12 protein-coding genes are annotated in these 12,938 nt (G+C 61.3%); 6 read left to right on the top strand and 6 right to left on the bottom strand.

Features of this window, described 5'->3' with window-relative positions; all coding sequences use genetic code 11:
* Positions 1 to 3 precede the first annotated feature (3 nt).
* Both MSIL_RS20020 and MSIL_RS04525 read left to right on the top strand, forming a co-directional pair.
* Positions 4 to 531: a hypothetical protein gene (locus MSIL_RS20020; protein ID WP_012589917.1), complete on the top strand. Its 528-nt coding sequence runs from the start codon at positions 4 to 6 to the stop codon at positions 529 to 531.
* A gap of 218 nt (positions 532 to 749) precedes the next feature.
* On the top strand, positions 750 to 1,520 hold the full coding sequence (locus MSIL_RS04525; RefSeq protein WP_012589916.1) for a 2-keto-4-pentenoate hydratase: 771 nt from the start codon (positions 750 to 752) through the stop codon (positions 1,518 to 1,520).
* A gap of 107 nt (positions 1,521 to 1,627) precedes the next feature.
* Here MSIL_RS04525 and MSIL_RS21190 read toward each other — a convergent pair whose 3' ends face one another.
* The 4 genes from MSIL_RS21190 to MSIL_RS04500 all read right to left on the bottom strand — a co-directional run bounded on the left by MSIL_RS21190 (position 1,628) and on the right by MSIL_RS04500 (position 6,618).
* Positions 1,628 to 1,942: a hypothetical protein gene (locus MSIL_RS21190; protein WP_012589915.1), complete on the bottom strand. Its 315-nt coding sequence runs from the start codon at positions 1,940 to 1,942 to the stop codon at positions 1,628 to 1,630.
* 195 nt (positions 1,943 to 2,137) lie between these two features.
* Positions 2,138 to 3,856 carry a potassium-transporting ATPase subunit KdpA gene (gene kdpA, locus MSIL_RS04510; protein WP_012589914.1) on the bottom strand — a complete coding sequence of 573 codons (1,719 nt, stop codon included), beginning with the start codon at positions 3,854 to 3,856 and terminating at the stop codon, positions 2,138 to 2,140.
* A 608-nt stretch (positions 3,857 to 4,464) separates the two neighbouring features.
* On the bottom strand, positions 4,465 to 5,661 hold the full coding sequence (locus tag MSIL_RS04505; protein WP_012589913.1) for a TCR/Tet family MFS transporter: 1,197 nt from the start codon (positions 5,659 to 5,661) through the stop codon (positions 4,465 to 4,467).
* A gap of 48 nt (positions 5,662 to 5,709) precedes the next feature.
* Positions 5,710 to 6,618: an NADP-dependent oxidoreductase gene (locus MSIL_RS04500; RefSeq protein ID WP_012589912.1), complete on the bottom strand. Its 909-nt coding sequence runs from the start codon at positions 6,616 to 6,618 to the stop codon at positions 5,710 to 5,712.
* 241 nt (positions 6,619 to 6,859) lie between these two features.
* Between MSIL_RS04500 and MSIL_RS20530 the strand changes: the two genes are divergently transcribed.
* Positions 6,860 to 7,498, top strand: a complete 639-nt coding sequence (locus MSIL_RS20530) for a TetR/AcrR family transcriptional regulator (protein ID WP_083772285.1) — start codon at positions 6,860 to 6,862, stop codon at positions 7,496 to 7,498.
* A 352-nt stretch (positions 7,499 to 7,850) separates the two neighbouring features.
* Here the strand turns inward: MSIL_RS20530 and msrA are convergent, their stop codons facing one another.
* Together msrA and MSIL_RS04485 are read right to left on the bottom strand one after the other, a co-directional pair.
* The gene (gene msrA / locus MSIL_RS04490; RefSeq protein ID WP_012589910.1) at positions 7,851 to 8,384 is read right to left on the bottom strand and encodes a peptide-methionine (S)-S-oxide reductase MsrA; all 534 of its coding nucleotides are present in this window, start codon (positions 8,382 to 8,384) and stop codon (positions 7,851 to 7,853) included.
* A 125-nt stretch (positions 8,385 to 8,509) separates the two neighbouring features.
* The gene (locus MSIL_RS04485; protein ID WP_012589909.1) at positions 8,510 to 9,118 is read right to left on the bottom strand and encodes an alpha-ketoglutarate-dependent dioxygenase AlkB; all 609 of its coding nucleotides are present in this window, start codon (positions 9,116 to 9,118) and stop codon (positions 8,510 to 8,512) included.
* A 277-nt stretch (positions 9,119 to 9,395) separates the two neighbouring features.
* Between MSIL_RS04485 and MSIL_RS04480 the strand changes: the two genes are divergently transcribed.
* The 3 genes from MSIL_RS04480 (at position 9,396) to MSIL_RS04470 (ending at position 12,919) form a co-directional block, all read left to right on the top strand.
* Entirely contained in the window at positions 9,396 to 10,805 is a 1,410-nt protein-coding gene (locus MSIL_RS04480; RefSeq protein WP_012589908.1) for a cytochrome c biogenesis protein DipZ, read from the top strand.
* A 58-nt stretch (positions 10,806 to 10,863) separates the two neighbouring features.
* Positions 10,864 to 12,387, top strand: coding sequence for an FMN-binding glutamate synthase family protein (locus MSIL_RS04475; protein ID WP_012589907.1), 1,524 nt, complete (start codon positions 10,864 to 10,866; stop codon positions 12,385 to 12,387).
* A gap of 271 nt (positions 12,388 to 12,658) precedes the next feature.
* Positions 12,659 to 12,919: a pentapeptide MXKDX repeat protein gene (locus tag MSIL_RS04470; protein WP_012589906.1), complete on the top strand. Its 261-nt coding sequence runs from the start codon at positions 12,659 to 12,661 to the stop codon at positions 12,917 to 12,919.
* Positions 12,920 to 12,938: the final 19 nt, after the last annotated feature.

Here is a 12,938-nt window from a genome sequence, read left to right as displayed (position 1 = left end):
ATAATGAACGGTGAAACCGCTTTGGCGTGGAACGGTGATTGGGCCTGGAGCATGCCATTGATCGTCGTAACTGTCATTTTCCACGTCATCGGCCTTGGCTACATCAATGCAAAAATCCTGGACAGGTTGGGGACCAGGGATCGCCGCCACTTCCTTTTTGCGTTCGCGCTCGTGATGGGCGCCACCACGCTTGCGGCGACTGTTTTGCATGGATTTGAAGCGTGCATCTGGGCCATCGCTTACCGCCTGCTTGGCGCCCTTCCCGATGGACGAGGCGCGATGCTTTATTCGCTAAGCGCGATGACCACCTACGGCCACGCCAATATTTTCCTTGCTGACCATTGGCAGCTCATGGGCGCTCTTGAAGCCCTCAATGGAATGATCCTTTTTGGCCTCACGACGGCATTCTTGTACGGCATGATCCAGCGCTTATGGCCGGTCGAAAAAAGACAGTGGCGGGGTCCACCGACGCCGGATGCGGAGATGAAAATCATCGCGAAAAGGGACAAGAGCGACGGCAATCTAGTTTGAAAAGCTCGTCCAGCCGGACCAACAGTCATCGATGGCAAATCGCGGGCCGAGGTTTTTCATTCGATCTAGCGCCTCGGATCGCGCGTCGCTGGCGCGCATAACCCCGGAATGGAATTGTTATGCTTGATGACGTGTATCTACATGAATTTCCTTTTATAGCATTTTAATTTGACATGACGGTAGATGAGTTGCTCCCTTCGCTGATGTGGAGTGCGCAAATGCAAGAAAATGATCTCGACAAGCTCGGCGAGAAATTGGCTGCTAACAGGAAAGCGGGAATGTTTTCCGATCTCGGTCTGGCCGAGCTTCAGTCCAAGGCCGAAGCGGGCGCCGTGCAAGCAGCAGCGCTGGAAGCCTATGTCGATGGTTTCATCGGCTACGCGTTGATCGCCACAAGCGAGGTTTGCCGTCATACGCTAGGGCTTCATGAGCCCATCTATACCGTAATGCCCAACAGCGCGCATTTTGCAGATGAATGCCTGATCCGCCTGCCTCAGGGCATCATAGGCGCGCAGTGCGAGTTGACTTTCACAATGGGCAGGCCATTCCCCGGTTTCGGGGAGAGCATCGATCGCGCCTCCGCAGCGGAAGCGATCGTCGCCTGCCGGCCGACGATCGGTCTCCTCGGCCGAAGGGCGAAGCCGGGTCCGAGAATAGATTTGGCCTCTATCGCCGATTTTGGGCTGCATGTTGCGACGATCTGTGGCCCCATCGCAGAGCGCCCGGACGTTCAGAGTCTGGATCTGCGCGTAATGACTGCGCGGATCGACGATAAGATCGTTCTGCGCGCGAGCGCCGCCGCGATCCTTGGGCATCCGCTCGAAGCCGTCGTTTGGTTGGCTCGGAAGTTGTCCCTTCAAGGAGCGCAAATCAACGCCGGCGATATCGTGGCGACCGGTTCCTGTGCGCCAATTCTTCAGGTTCTTCCCGGCCAGCGCCTAACAGTCGAGTTCGAAAAAATCGGCGCCGCTTCTTGTCGGTTTGAGTAAGGCCTTCGGACGATAGGCGATCAGCATCTGGCGAGTGCTTCGTTTGCCAGTGCGGCGCGGCCGCTCGTGAAAGAGGCCGCGCCGTGGATGCTGGCGCCGCCTGGTCGTCAGCCGCGCGTTCGGCTGGCGTCACCTGTAAAGTCGACAAAATCATTGGCGACCGCTTTGCCAAGCGCGCCAATGCTGAACTCGAGGGCGCCGGGGACCATGACGACCGCGCGCGGTCGACGCCCGTTCTCCAGCATCGCGAACCGGAGCGCTTCGGAGCGGTTGACGAAAAGACCGCCGCATAGCCCCATTTGGTCCCGCACGACCCAGTTGCCGGCGTGATCCTGGCCAAGGAAGAAGAGAGATGATCGCGACGAAGGCCACGAAGGAGGCTCGCAAAAATCAAGAGAGTCCTTCGTCTCGCTCTGCGCCATGTTGCTTTCCTTTCAGATCCCTGTTGCTTGTGGCAACGCCTCGAACCCGTCGACTTGGATTGGGCGCTGCGCCACGAAGGTGCTCATACCGGCATAAAAAATCGAGATGGAAGCGGCCTTCCTGTTATAAAATGAGATAAAGGGAAAATTGAATATCGGGGGGGGCGACCACAAACGCTTCGGCAGCGCCGGCAATCAATACAGCTGTGGCCCGGCGAAATGCTCCGCGAGCGGGCCCAGCGCAAGAGCTGGAAAGAAGGTTAGCATTCCAAAAATAACAACAGCGCCAACGATCAGAAAGATGAATTGCGTCCCGTCGGTGGGCAAGGTTCCGGCCGACACAGGGACCTTCGCCTTGGCGGCGAGCGAACCTGCGATGGCGAGGACTGGAAGGATGACGAGGAACCGTCCGCTCAGCATCGCCGCCGCCAATGTCAGATTGAAGAAAGGCGTATTGGCGCCGAGGCCGGCGAAAGCGCTTCCGTTGGTCGCGGCGGCGGACGTATAGGCATAGAGCAATTCCGAAAAGCCATGCGGCCCGGCATTGGACAGCGCGGCGAGCGCTGTGGGGAGCACAGCCGCGAGCGCCGTCGGGATGAGTATCGTCGCCGGAACAACGAGCAGCGCCAGCACAGCCATCTTCACTTCGGCGGATTCGATCTTCTTGCCGAGATATTCGGGCGTGCGGCCGACCATCAACCCCGCGACGAAGACGGCAACCAGGACATAGAGCAGCATCCCGAAAAGGCCGGAGCCGGGAGCCCCGACGATTACCTCATCCATCATCATATTGGCCAGGACCATGCCGCCGCCGAGGGGCGTGAAGCTGTCATGCATTGCGTTGACGGCGCCGTCGGCCGAGGTCGTGGTGACATTAGCAAAGAGCGCCGATCCAGCGATGCCGAAGCGAACGTCCTTGCCTTCCATGTTTCCGCCGGCCTGGAGCGGACCTGCCGTCTGATCGACGCCAAGCGCGGCGAAATGCGGATTGCCTGAGGCTTCGGAGAAATAAACGACGAAAAGACCCACAGCGAACAGGATCAACATCGCGCCGAATAAACTCCAGCCTTGCCGCTCATCGCCAACCATGCGGCCGAATGTATTGGTCAGGGCGGCGCCGATGAGAAAGATCAGCAGCATTTCAAAGAAATTCGTGAGCGCCGTCGGGTTCTCAAACGGATGCGCCGAATTGACGTTGAAGAAACCGCCGCCGTCGCCGCCGAGGAGCTTGATCGCTTCCTGCGACGCGACGGGCCCGCGCGCGATGGTCTGCACTGCGCCATCGAGGGTTGCGGCCGCGACAGTACCCTCAAAGGTTTGCGGCGCCCCTTGCGAGGCGAGAAACAACGCTCCGATCACAGAGAGCGGCAACAGCACATAGAGCGTGGCCCGCGTGATGTCGACCCAGGCGTTTCCGACGGTCTCCGCTCCATGGCGGGCGAAGCCGCGCGCCATCGCGATCGCGACCGCCATGCCCGTCGCGGCCGAAAGGAAGGATTGGACCGCAACGCCCCCCATCTGGTTGAAGTAGCTGAGCGTCGTCTCGCCGCCATAGGCTTGCCAGCTGGTGTTCGTGACGAAGCTGACGGCAGTGTTGAAAGCAAGGTCCGGAGCCATTGGCCCGAATCCCCGCGGATTGAGGGGCAATGCGTCCTGGAGAAGCAGGAAGGCGAAGAGCAGAAGGATGCCGGCCAAATTGAAAATGATGAGCGCGGCGGCATAGTTGAGCCAGTTTTGCTCGCTCTCGGGATCGACGCCGGTCAGACGAAACAAGCTGTCTTCAATAAACTTTAGGGGATGAATTGACGTGTGGCGGCCGGCAAAGACCCAGGCCATGTAGCCCCCTAGGGGCCGGATCGTCAGGACGAGGACGACGAGAAGAATGACGATAAGAAGGACACCATACACGGTCATGCGTTATACGGTCCAAAAAAAAGCTTCAATATTAGGTCATAGACCGGTGCAAATCACTGCAATGAAAGGGCGTCGCTTGGTCAACCAGCCAAATGCGCTGGATTTCCGCGAAACGCCGACGCAGGCCGATCGCTTCGATTCGATTGTCGGCCTCGAATACTGTCTGTTTGCGGACAATCTCGGGGCGACTCTCGCGGCTCGCTCCCACGCTCACAGTGCGTTGTCTCCAGTCCCGTCAAACAGCATCCGTGTAGGTAAACCGCGTCCGAAAACTGATCGTCAATCCGCTTGAGCAATTTCTTGATATCGCTCCAACTCATTCGATTGATCCCTTGAGCTGAGCGGCAGTTACCAGACCTCCGGTCCGCGGCTTCCGCTCGACATCGCTGAACAGAAAATGCCCGGCAGTTCTTTGTACGCAGACGCTGGCGTCCATTTTCCTTGCTAGTCGGGATCAGCTATCACGATGGGCATATACAAGCCATTCGTGGCCTCGGTCATCGTTATAAAGAAAGTGTAAAGGAGCGAATGCTCCGAACCGCGCTCTCTCCTGAGGCGGCCCCCACGAGATCAGCCGCCAGATTCTCATATTCCCCAAGAGCTTCGCGCTACGCGCTCGCAGGCCGCGCAGGGCGGGCGGTCCGGGTTCCCAGAAGAACCAACGGGACCGCCATTGAATAAATGACGACCACCGCGAGCCAAATGGCTCCGGGCCACTCCGCCTGGACGACAAAGTAGAAGGTCGAGAAAGCGAGCGGCGCGACGATCGACGCCAAGCTTACAGCCGACGCCAGCACGCCTTGGAACTGGCCTTGACGGGCTTCGTCAACCTGCCGGGTCGCCAGCGCCTGAAGCGCCGGCGTGCCGATGCTGCCGAGTGCGAAGATCGGCATGATCGCGAAGACGATCCAGCCTTGTTTGGCGAACGCCATGGCGACCAGAGCGATGCAGGCGCAGGCGATCCCGACAAGAACAGCCCGGCGCTCCCCGAGCAATTTTGTCGCGGGGCCTGGCAAGAGCGCCTGCACTAGCGTTTGGCAGACGCCGAACGCGCCAAGCGAAAGGCCGATCCAGAAGCCGTTCCACTGAAACGTGTCGAAGCCCCACAGCGCCCAGCAGACGCCATAGGCCTCTCCGGTCGCGCTCAAGATGAAAAACACGAAGATGATGGGCAGCAGCCCCTTCATCGAGAGCACCCATCGCAGCGGCCGAAGCGGGTTGAGCGCGGCCAGATCGATCTTCTGGCGGCCCGGCGTGCGAGACTCCGGCAGAATGAACAGAGCCAGCAGGAAGTTGCAGGCGTTCAGCACGGCGGCGGCGATGAAAGGGAGCCGCAGCCAATAGTCGCCGAGCAGTCCGCCGAGAACGGGCCCGATGATGAAGCCGACGCCAAACATGGCGTTGAAGAGACCGAAGCGACCGGCTCGCTTGTCCTCGGGCGAAATGTCGGTGATGTAGGCCGTCGCTACGGAGACATTGGCGCTGGTGAGGCCGGCAATGGCGCGGCCGAGCAGCAGCATCCAAAGCTGCGGCGCGAACGCGAGGAGGACATAATTGATCGCCGCGCCCGCCAGGGAAATGAGCAGCACGGGACGCCTGCCGAGGTTGTCGCTCAAAGCGCCGAGCACGGGCGCGAAGATGAACTGCATGATCCCGTAGAGCGCGATCATGATCCCGATGTAGGGCGCGATATTCTGGGTGCGCGTCACATCCTCAAGAAGCCGCGGCAGAATAGGGAAGATGAGGCCAATACCGACGGCGTCGAGGCCGATCGTGGCATAGATAACGAGAAGCGGTCTGTTCATAATACCTCAGGAATGGCTTCATCGGCGACGAGATCTGAAGCGCGGCCTTCAGTCGATAACCAGCACCAGCCTGCCTCGAACGTGGCCGCGCTCGCTGACGCGGTGCGCTTCCGAGATCTCGGCGAGCGGGTAGGTCCGCTCGACGGGAAGCCAAAAGCGCCCGGCTTCGATCAGCGCTCCTATTTCAGCAAGCGCGTGAAAGGCGTGGCCGTGAAAGCCGTTGCTGAAGCGGACCCCATGCTGTTTCGCTCCGTCGATGTCGGCGAGCGTCACCACGTTGTGCGGGGCGCCGGCGAGATCGATCAACTCGGGCAGCACGCCGCTTCCGGCGACGTCGAGCGCGGCGTCGACGCCATCGGGCGCAAGGGTGCGGACTCGTTCGGCCATGCCGTCGCCATATGTCACAGGCTCTGCGCCGAGGAGCCGAAGATAGTCGTGGTTGGCGGCGCTGGCGGCGCCGATCACGCGCGCGCCGCGGGCGATGGCGAGCTGAACGGCGGTGCTGCCGATCCCACCGGCGGCGCCGTTGATGAGCAGGGTGATTCCGGCGCCGACGCCGAGTTCGTCCAGGCTGCGCGTGGCCGTTTCGAGCGCGACGGGAAGGGCGGCGGCGTCGACGAAACCGAGGGACAGCGGGATCGGCGCCCGATAGGTCAGCAGCGCCAGTTCAGCCGCTCCGGCGCCATCGTCGGAGACGCCGAACACCCGGTCGCCGACAGCGACGTCGGTGACGCCTTCTCCGACCTCGTCGACGACGCCAGCGACGTCGCGACCCGTCGTCTGCGGCAGCCCCGCGCCGAAGCTCAACAGGCCCCTGCGCAGCTTCCACTCGGTCGCATTGATGCCCGCCGCCCGCACGATGATCCGGATCTGTCCGGGACCGGGATGCGGATCGGGAAGATCCACGATCTCCAGGACTTCGGGACCTCCGAACCGGCTGAATTGCGCTGCTTTCATCCTGTTCCTCACTTTCGACGCGAGCTGTGCGGTGTCCGTGCGCCAGACGCTTCGGGTTGAGGACGTGCACGCTGCCCAAAGTCAGCTCGATGGCGGTCAGGCGTCCGACCGGTCCGGCTTCGACAGCCACCATATCGCCGTGACCGCATAAATATGTACTGAGTACATTCAATGCGCTGCCAATGGGTGCCTGTCAATGAAAATATGTACTCAGTACATAATGCGTGTTATCATGGGCTACATGTCAATGCCGTCCGACCGCCGATCCCGTAAGCGCCTCGCCACGCGACAAGGCATCTCCGACGCCGCCACGCGCCTCTTCATTGAGCGCGGCTTCGATCAAGTGACTGTGGATGAGATCGCGGACGCCGCCGACGTCGGGCGGATGACGGTGTTCAACCACTTCCCGCGCAAGGAGGACATGTTCTTTGATCGCGATGAAGAGGGCCGCGAGATGCTGCGCAGAGCCCTACGGCAGCGTGATCCCAGCGTCGCTCCGATCGAAGCGTTCCGTCTGCTCGCGCATCGGCTGATCGCGGAACAGAGTCCGGCCGTCGAATTTTCTGCTCGGAGCCAAGGTTTCATCCACACGGTCGAGGGCAGCGAAACCCTCAAGGCTCGGGCCAGGGCGATACGGGACGAGCTCGCGAACGTCGTAGCGGCAGCGCTCGCCGAATGCGTCGGGCGAGACCAGACCGATCCCGACGCCCATCTCGCGGCCGGCCTGCTCCTGGCGACCTGGACTGTGGCCTTCATCCAAGCTCACCGGACCTTTCGAAAGACGCAAGATACAGGGCAAGCGGAAGCCGCCTTCCTCGCTCTTGTCGATAAGGGAGCCATCGGCCTGAATGCCGCGATGGCGGGCACGCCTTACGCCTGAGCCATCGCCTTTTGCTGGTTCTCATTGAGGATGGCGTGTTGGAGCGTCCACAAGATCTGCGCATGTGCCGCGCCTGCCGACTTACGCCGAAGTCTTAATTTCAATCTTCGTGGCGGCTCGCTTCTCTGGCGTCGGAATGACAATCTTGAGGCGCCCTGCTCCATGGCGCTTTGACCTGATCGGCCTTCACGTCTTCGGGCGGCGCAATCGCCCGCGAGAACGAACCATTGCTCGACGAGGTGGCAGTTTTGTCTTTCATCTCCTCAAACTTCTTTAAAATAGCTGTCCCGCCGCAGCCCGCCTCCGGCCGAGCGTCAGGTCTCGCGCTAGCGCGCGATCAGCTCGACGCGGGCTATGCCGCGCCAGACTGCTTATGCGCTTCCGCCCGGACGGGAAGTTTCCAGCCAGGGCGGATGAAGTGACAGGTGTATCCGGCCGGATACCGCTCCAGATAATCCTGATGCTCCGGCTCGGCCTCCCAGAAATCGCCGGCCGGCGCGACTTCCGTCACGACGCGGCCCGGCCAGAGACCTGACGCGTCAACATCGGCGATAGCGTCGGCGGCGACCCGCTTCTGCTCCTCGCTGGTGTAATAAATGGCCGAACGATAGCTTAGCCCCACATCATTGCCCTGACGGTTCCGGGTCGTCGGATCGTGGATCTGGAAAAAGAACTCGAGAAGCGTCCGATAACTGATCTTTTCGGGATCGAAGATAATCTCGATCGCCTCGGCATGGGTTCCGTGGTTGCGGTAGGTCGCGTTGGGCACATCGCCGCCGGTATAGCCGACTCGGGTCGAGATCACGCCGGGATAGCGGCGTATGAGATCCTGCATGCCCCAGAAACAGCCGCCGGCAAGAACGGCCCGTTCGGTTTGCGTTGTCATATGTCACTCCTTCTGCGGAAATGGAGGTTCATCGCTCATGTGGTGCGGCGGCTTCGCTTCGGCCACCGGCGAAACCCCATCTCGATGGCTTGCAGGCGAAACGCCAGTCTGATCCACGCTATCCTTCATCGCCGCTCGCCGCCGACTCTCTTCGCTTCGACCAGCCCCTTTTCCGAAAGGCTGCGGAAGGTGATCGACCAGCGCGCGACGTCTACCTGGGCGATGCTATGCTCCCATAAATGCCGCGCGTCGCCGCTGAGGTGATAGATCGAGCGCGGAGCCAGCGGCGCGTTCGCCCGATCGAACCCGGCGGCCGTCCGGCGCCGAAACCGCAGCACAGCGGGCGCGCCAAGAGATATGCCGATGACATGTTCGAACAGCGGCCGGTCGCGATGCCAGCCGATGCCAGCGCCGGGATCGTAGCGGATCAGCAGAGCCTGAGCCAGCGCGCCAGTTGGCAGGCCGGCAAAACCGGCGGCGCTTTCGCGCAGGGGCAGCAGAAACTCTGGAATCGGTTCGGCCGGCCCGAAGCTGGCGGTCTCGAAGTCATAGCGCCAGCCGAACGAGGCGGTCACGCGCTTGCCAAGCCAGCCCTGGAAGCGGAACGGCGATAGGCGCGCTGCATCGATGGCGCTGATCAAAGTCTGCTCTGCCGCGGCCGAGATGATGTTCTCGCCGAGCCTCAGGCCGGGAAGAAGGGAACGCTCGAACAGATCCATCTGAACATTGAGCATCGGCAATCCGGACTCCCATCTTTCAAGCCTATATGGGCGCGATAGCCCTGATTGCACGTCGCTCGCCGCGGCCGGAAGGGACCGCGATCACGCCGACGTGACCAAATCGGCTGCTCCTCCCTGTAACAGCCTCCCTCTCTTCCGCGAAGCATTGGACGAGCAACCGAATGAGGCTGACGGCTTCGCCCGCAAAGCATTTGCGCCGCCATGGGCGCTCGCCCTGAGCCGGCCGTCTGCGTGGCTGTGGAAGCATCATACTAGCCCGGGAGATTCTACCGTGACACTTCTGATTGCGGCCTATCTGGCGGGCGTTCTCACCATCCTCAGTCCCTGCATTCTCCCCGTTCTGCCTTTTGTTTTCGCGCGCGCCGGCCAGCCCTTTCTGCGGAGCGCTCTGCCTATGCTGTTTGGGATGGCCGCCGCCTTTACCGGCCTCGCCACGCTTGCCGCGGCCGGCGGCGGCTGGGCGGTCGCAACGAACCAATATGCGCGCTTCGCGGCTCTGGCGCTGTTTGTCCTGTTCGCTTTGACGCTTTTCTCCGAAAGGCTCGCGGAATGGCTCAGCCGGCCTCTGGTCGCGCTTGGCGCGCGTCTATCCTCATCACGATTTTCGGCCGACAGCGCCGCGCCTTACGCCTCGCTCCTTCTCGGAGTCGCGACGGGGTTCTTGTGGGCGCCCTGCGCTGGCCCAGTTCTGGGCCTCATCCTGACCGGCGCCGCGCTGAATGGCGCGAGCATCGGGACGTCGTTCCTCCTCTTTGCCTATGCATGCGGCGCCGCAACATCTTTGGCTCTGGCGCTTTTTGCAGGAGCCAAGGTCGGCGCCTCGCTGAAGCGCACGCTCGCTGCGGGCGCATCGCTGCGGCGTGGGCTAGGCGTCGCTGTGCTGGCGGCGGTCGGGCTTATTGCGACGGGGCTCGACGTCGAACTCCTGTCGCAGATCGACTTCGCCAATACGACGTCGGTTGAAGAGAAGCTGCTCAACCGCGCAAGGGCGCACGATGTCCTCGCCCCGCGGCCGGCGCCGACCGCAGATCCGGCGGCTCTCGGGGAAAACGATTTTGACCACAAGAGCTGGCTCTCGCCAGCCCTGGGCGCCGAGGCGAGGCTGACCAACGTCGCTTTCCTGCAGCCGGCGCCTGCTGCGGCGGACCTTGGCGTCACAAAAGTCGCCGCCCACGCCGCGGCCGCTCTTCCGGTCGAAGGCTCCTTGCCGGGTTTTGCCGGCGCCGTCGAATGGCTGAACTCGCAGCCCCTGACGCCGCAGGCGCTCCGGGGCAAGGTGGTGCTGGTCAATTTCTGGACGTTCAATTGCATCAATTGCCTGCACGCGCTCCCTCATGTCCGCGCCTGGGCGCAAAAATACCGCGATCACGGCCTCGTCGTCATCGGCGTTCATACGCCCGAACTTTCCTTCGAGAAGGATCCGGCGAATGTGCGCAAGGCCGTCGCGCGGCTTGGAATTGACTATCCCGTCGCCATCGACACCGCCTATGCGGTCTGGAAGGCCTTCGGCAATGAGTATTGGCCGGCCGCCTATTTCGCGGACGCGGAAGGCCGCATCAGACATCATCATTTCGGCGAGGAAGATTACGAGAATTCGGAACGGGTGATCCAGCAACTTCTTGAGGAAGCCGGAAATCGCAACGTCCCGGGCGGACTGGTTACCGCAAGCGGCTCGCGATAGTCGGCTGCCTGTCTAAGTATCGGCGATAAAACAAATACACGAGCAAGGCAGAGCCTCGATGACCGCACTCTCGTCGTCCATCATGCAAGCTGTGGATCTGCTTTCCACATTGTTCGTGTTCGCCCTTGGCTGCGGCGCCCTCGCCCTGTTGATCGTGTTTGTCCTGGACCGGCGACAAACGCGCGACGCCATTTTGCGCAATTACCCCGTGATCGGACATTTGCGCTACATATTCTCGAATCTGGGCGAATTCTTCCGGCAGTATTTCTTCGCGATGGACCGGGACGAGCTTCCCTTCAACCGAGCCGAACGGAACTGGGTGGAGCGGGCGTCGAAAGATAGCGACTCTACTGTCGCATTCGGCTCCACCAAATACATCCGGGAATCCGGAACGCCCATCTTCGTCAATTGCCCTTACCCGACGCTCGACGACGATGTCGAACCGACGCCACCTTTCGTGATTGGGCCGGATTCGCCATACCCCTATCTCGCCAGGTCGTTTTTCAACATTTCCGGCATGAGTTTTGGCGCGCTGTCCGGTCCTGCGGTGCTCGCTCTATCAAAGGGCGCGCGAATGGCCGGATGCTGGATGAATACGGGAGAGGGGGGCCTGTCGTCCTATCATCTGGACGGAGGCGCGGATATCATCTTTCAGATCGGCACCGCCAAATATGGCGTGCGTCATTCCGACGGAACCTTGAATGAAGACAGATTGCGCGAGGTCGCCGATCTTCCGCAGGTCAAAATGTTTGAAATCAAGCTCTCGCAGGGCGCGAAGCCTGGTAAAGGCGGAATTCTGCCAGGCGTGAAAGTGACGCCGGAGATCGCCGGGATTAGAGGAATACCGATCGGCGAGGATTCGATCAGTCCCAATCGCCACCCTGAAATCAACAGCAATGACGAATTGCTTGATTTCATCGAGAGGGTCAAGACGATCACGCGAAAGCCGGTCGGCGTCAAAGCCGTCCTCGGCGCCTATGGCTGGCTCGAAGACCTCATGGCGAAGGTGTTGGCGCGAGGCGCCGGTCCTGATTTCTTTACGCTCGATTCCGGGGATGGCGGCACCGGAGCGGCGCCCATGGCGCTCATGGATAATGTCGGGCTTCCTATCCGCGAATCGCTTCCGCTCGTTCGAGACATCATCAAAAATCATGGTCTGGCGGAGCGCATTCCGATCATCGCATCAGGCAAGCTGACCACCCCCGCCGACGTCGCCTGGGCGTTGTGCGCGGGCGCGACATTTGTCAATTCGGCCAGGGGCTTTATGTTCGCGCTTGGCTGTATTCAGTCCCTCAAATGCAACAAAAATACCTGCCCGACGGGCGTCACAACGCATGACAAGCGACTGCAAAAGGGTCTCGACCCAGCCGACAAGGCTGTAAGGGTCGCCAATTACTGCCGCAATTTGCGGCGCGACGTGGAAGTAATCGCTCATAGCTGCGGCGTGTCGCATCCGCGACGCCTTAAGCGCTTCCATGTTCGCATTGTCTTTCCCGATGGCGTCTCGCGGCCGTTGAGCGAGCTTTATCCGACGGACGATCCCGCCGACGCGAACGCGGCCGCCGCGCGTCGTCGCGCCTAGCGCTGGAATAGCATGGCCGAAGGCGCCTCGAAATGAACGCCGCCGCTGCGTTTCCTGCCGCGCTTGCGCCCGGATCTTCCAGCCCACCGAGCGAACGCGTCGCCTGCGAGGACATATCTCAAAAAGCAGGTAACGTTTCGACGTTGGCGACCGTATCCCTGTTGGAGCCCAAGGCTGGCGCAGTCGGCTGGCTCCAAATGGCGCTCTTGCAGATCTGCAAGAGGCGCGTTCACGCGCGGCCTTGAGCGCCGCGTATCGACAGGAGAGTTTTATGAACACCAGAAACGCCATCGCCCGCTTTGCGGCAGGCGCCTTTTTGATCGTCGGCTCCGTATATGCGAGCGCGGCCTCCGCCGAAGACAAAATGAAGACGGAGACCACGACCGGAGATCACATGAAGGGCGACGCCATGAAGGGCGATGCGATGAAGGGCGACGCCATGAAAGGTGATGCGATGAAGGGCGACGCCATGAAGGGCGACGCGATGAAGGGCGACGCGATGAAAGGCGACGCAATGAAGGGCGACAAGTAAGTCCAGGGGCCGCGTTACC

The organism is Methylocella silvestris BL2, assembly GCF_000021745.1.
GTDB classification, from domain to species: domain Bacteria; phylum Pseudomonadota; class Alphaproteobacteria; order Rhizobiales; family Beijerinckiaceae; genus Methylocapsa; species Methylocapsa silvestris.
The sequence above is the reverse complement of the archived record's forward strand: the minus strand, read 5'-3'. Positions and strand labels throughout refer to the sequence as shown.

Coding starts and splice junctions, on each gene's coding strand:
- MSIL_RS04475 (WP_012589907.1), top strand. CDS start 10,864: ATGACCGCACTCTCGTCGTCCATCATGCAAGCTGTGGATCTGCTTTCC.
- msrA (WP_012589910.1), bottom strand. CDS start 8,384: ATGACAACGCAAACCGAACGGGCCGTTCTTGCCGGCGGCTGTTTCTGG.
- MSIL_RS04505 (WP_012589913.1), bottom strand. CDS start 5,661: ATGAACAGACCGCTTCTCGTTATCTATGCCACGATCGGCCTCGACGCC.
- kdpA (WP_012589914.1), bottom strand. CDS start 3,856: ATGACCGTGTATGGTGTCCTTCTTATCGTCATTCTTCTCGTCGTCCTC.
- MSIL_RS21190 (WP_012589915.1), bottom strand. CDS start 1,942: ATGGCGCAGAGCGAGACGAAGGACTCTCTTGATTTTTGCGAGCCTCCT.
- MSIL_RS20020 (WP_012589917.1), top strand. CDS start 4: ATGAACGGTGAAACCGCTTTGGCGTGGAACGGTGATTGGGCCTGGAGC.
- MSIL_RS04525 (WP_012589916.1), top strand. CDS start 750: ATGCAAGAAAATGATCTCGACAAGCTCGGCGAGAAATTGGCTGCTAAC.
- MSIL_RS04500 (WP_012589912.1), bottom strand. CDS start 6,618: ATGAAAGCAGCGCAATTCAGCCGGTTCGGAGGTCCCGAAGTCCTGGAG.
- MSIL_RS20530 (WP_083772285.1), top strand. CDS start 6,860: ATGTCAATGCCGTCCGACCGCCGATCCCGTAAGCGCCTCGCCACGCGA.
- MSIL_RS04485 (WP_012589909.1), bottom strand. CDS start 9,118: ATGCTCAATGTTCAGATGGATCTGTTCGAGCGTTCCCTTCTTCCCGGC.
- MSIL_RS04470 (WP_012589906.1), top strand. CDS start 12,659: ATGAACACCAGAAACGCCATCGCCCGCTTTGCGGCAGGCGCCTTTTTG.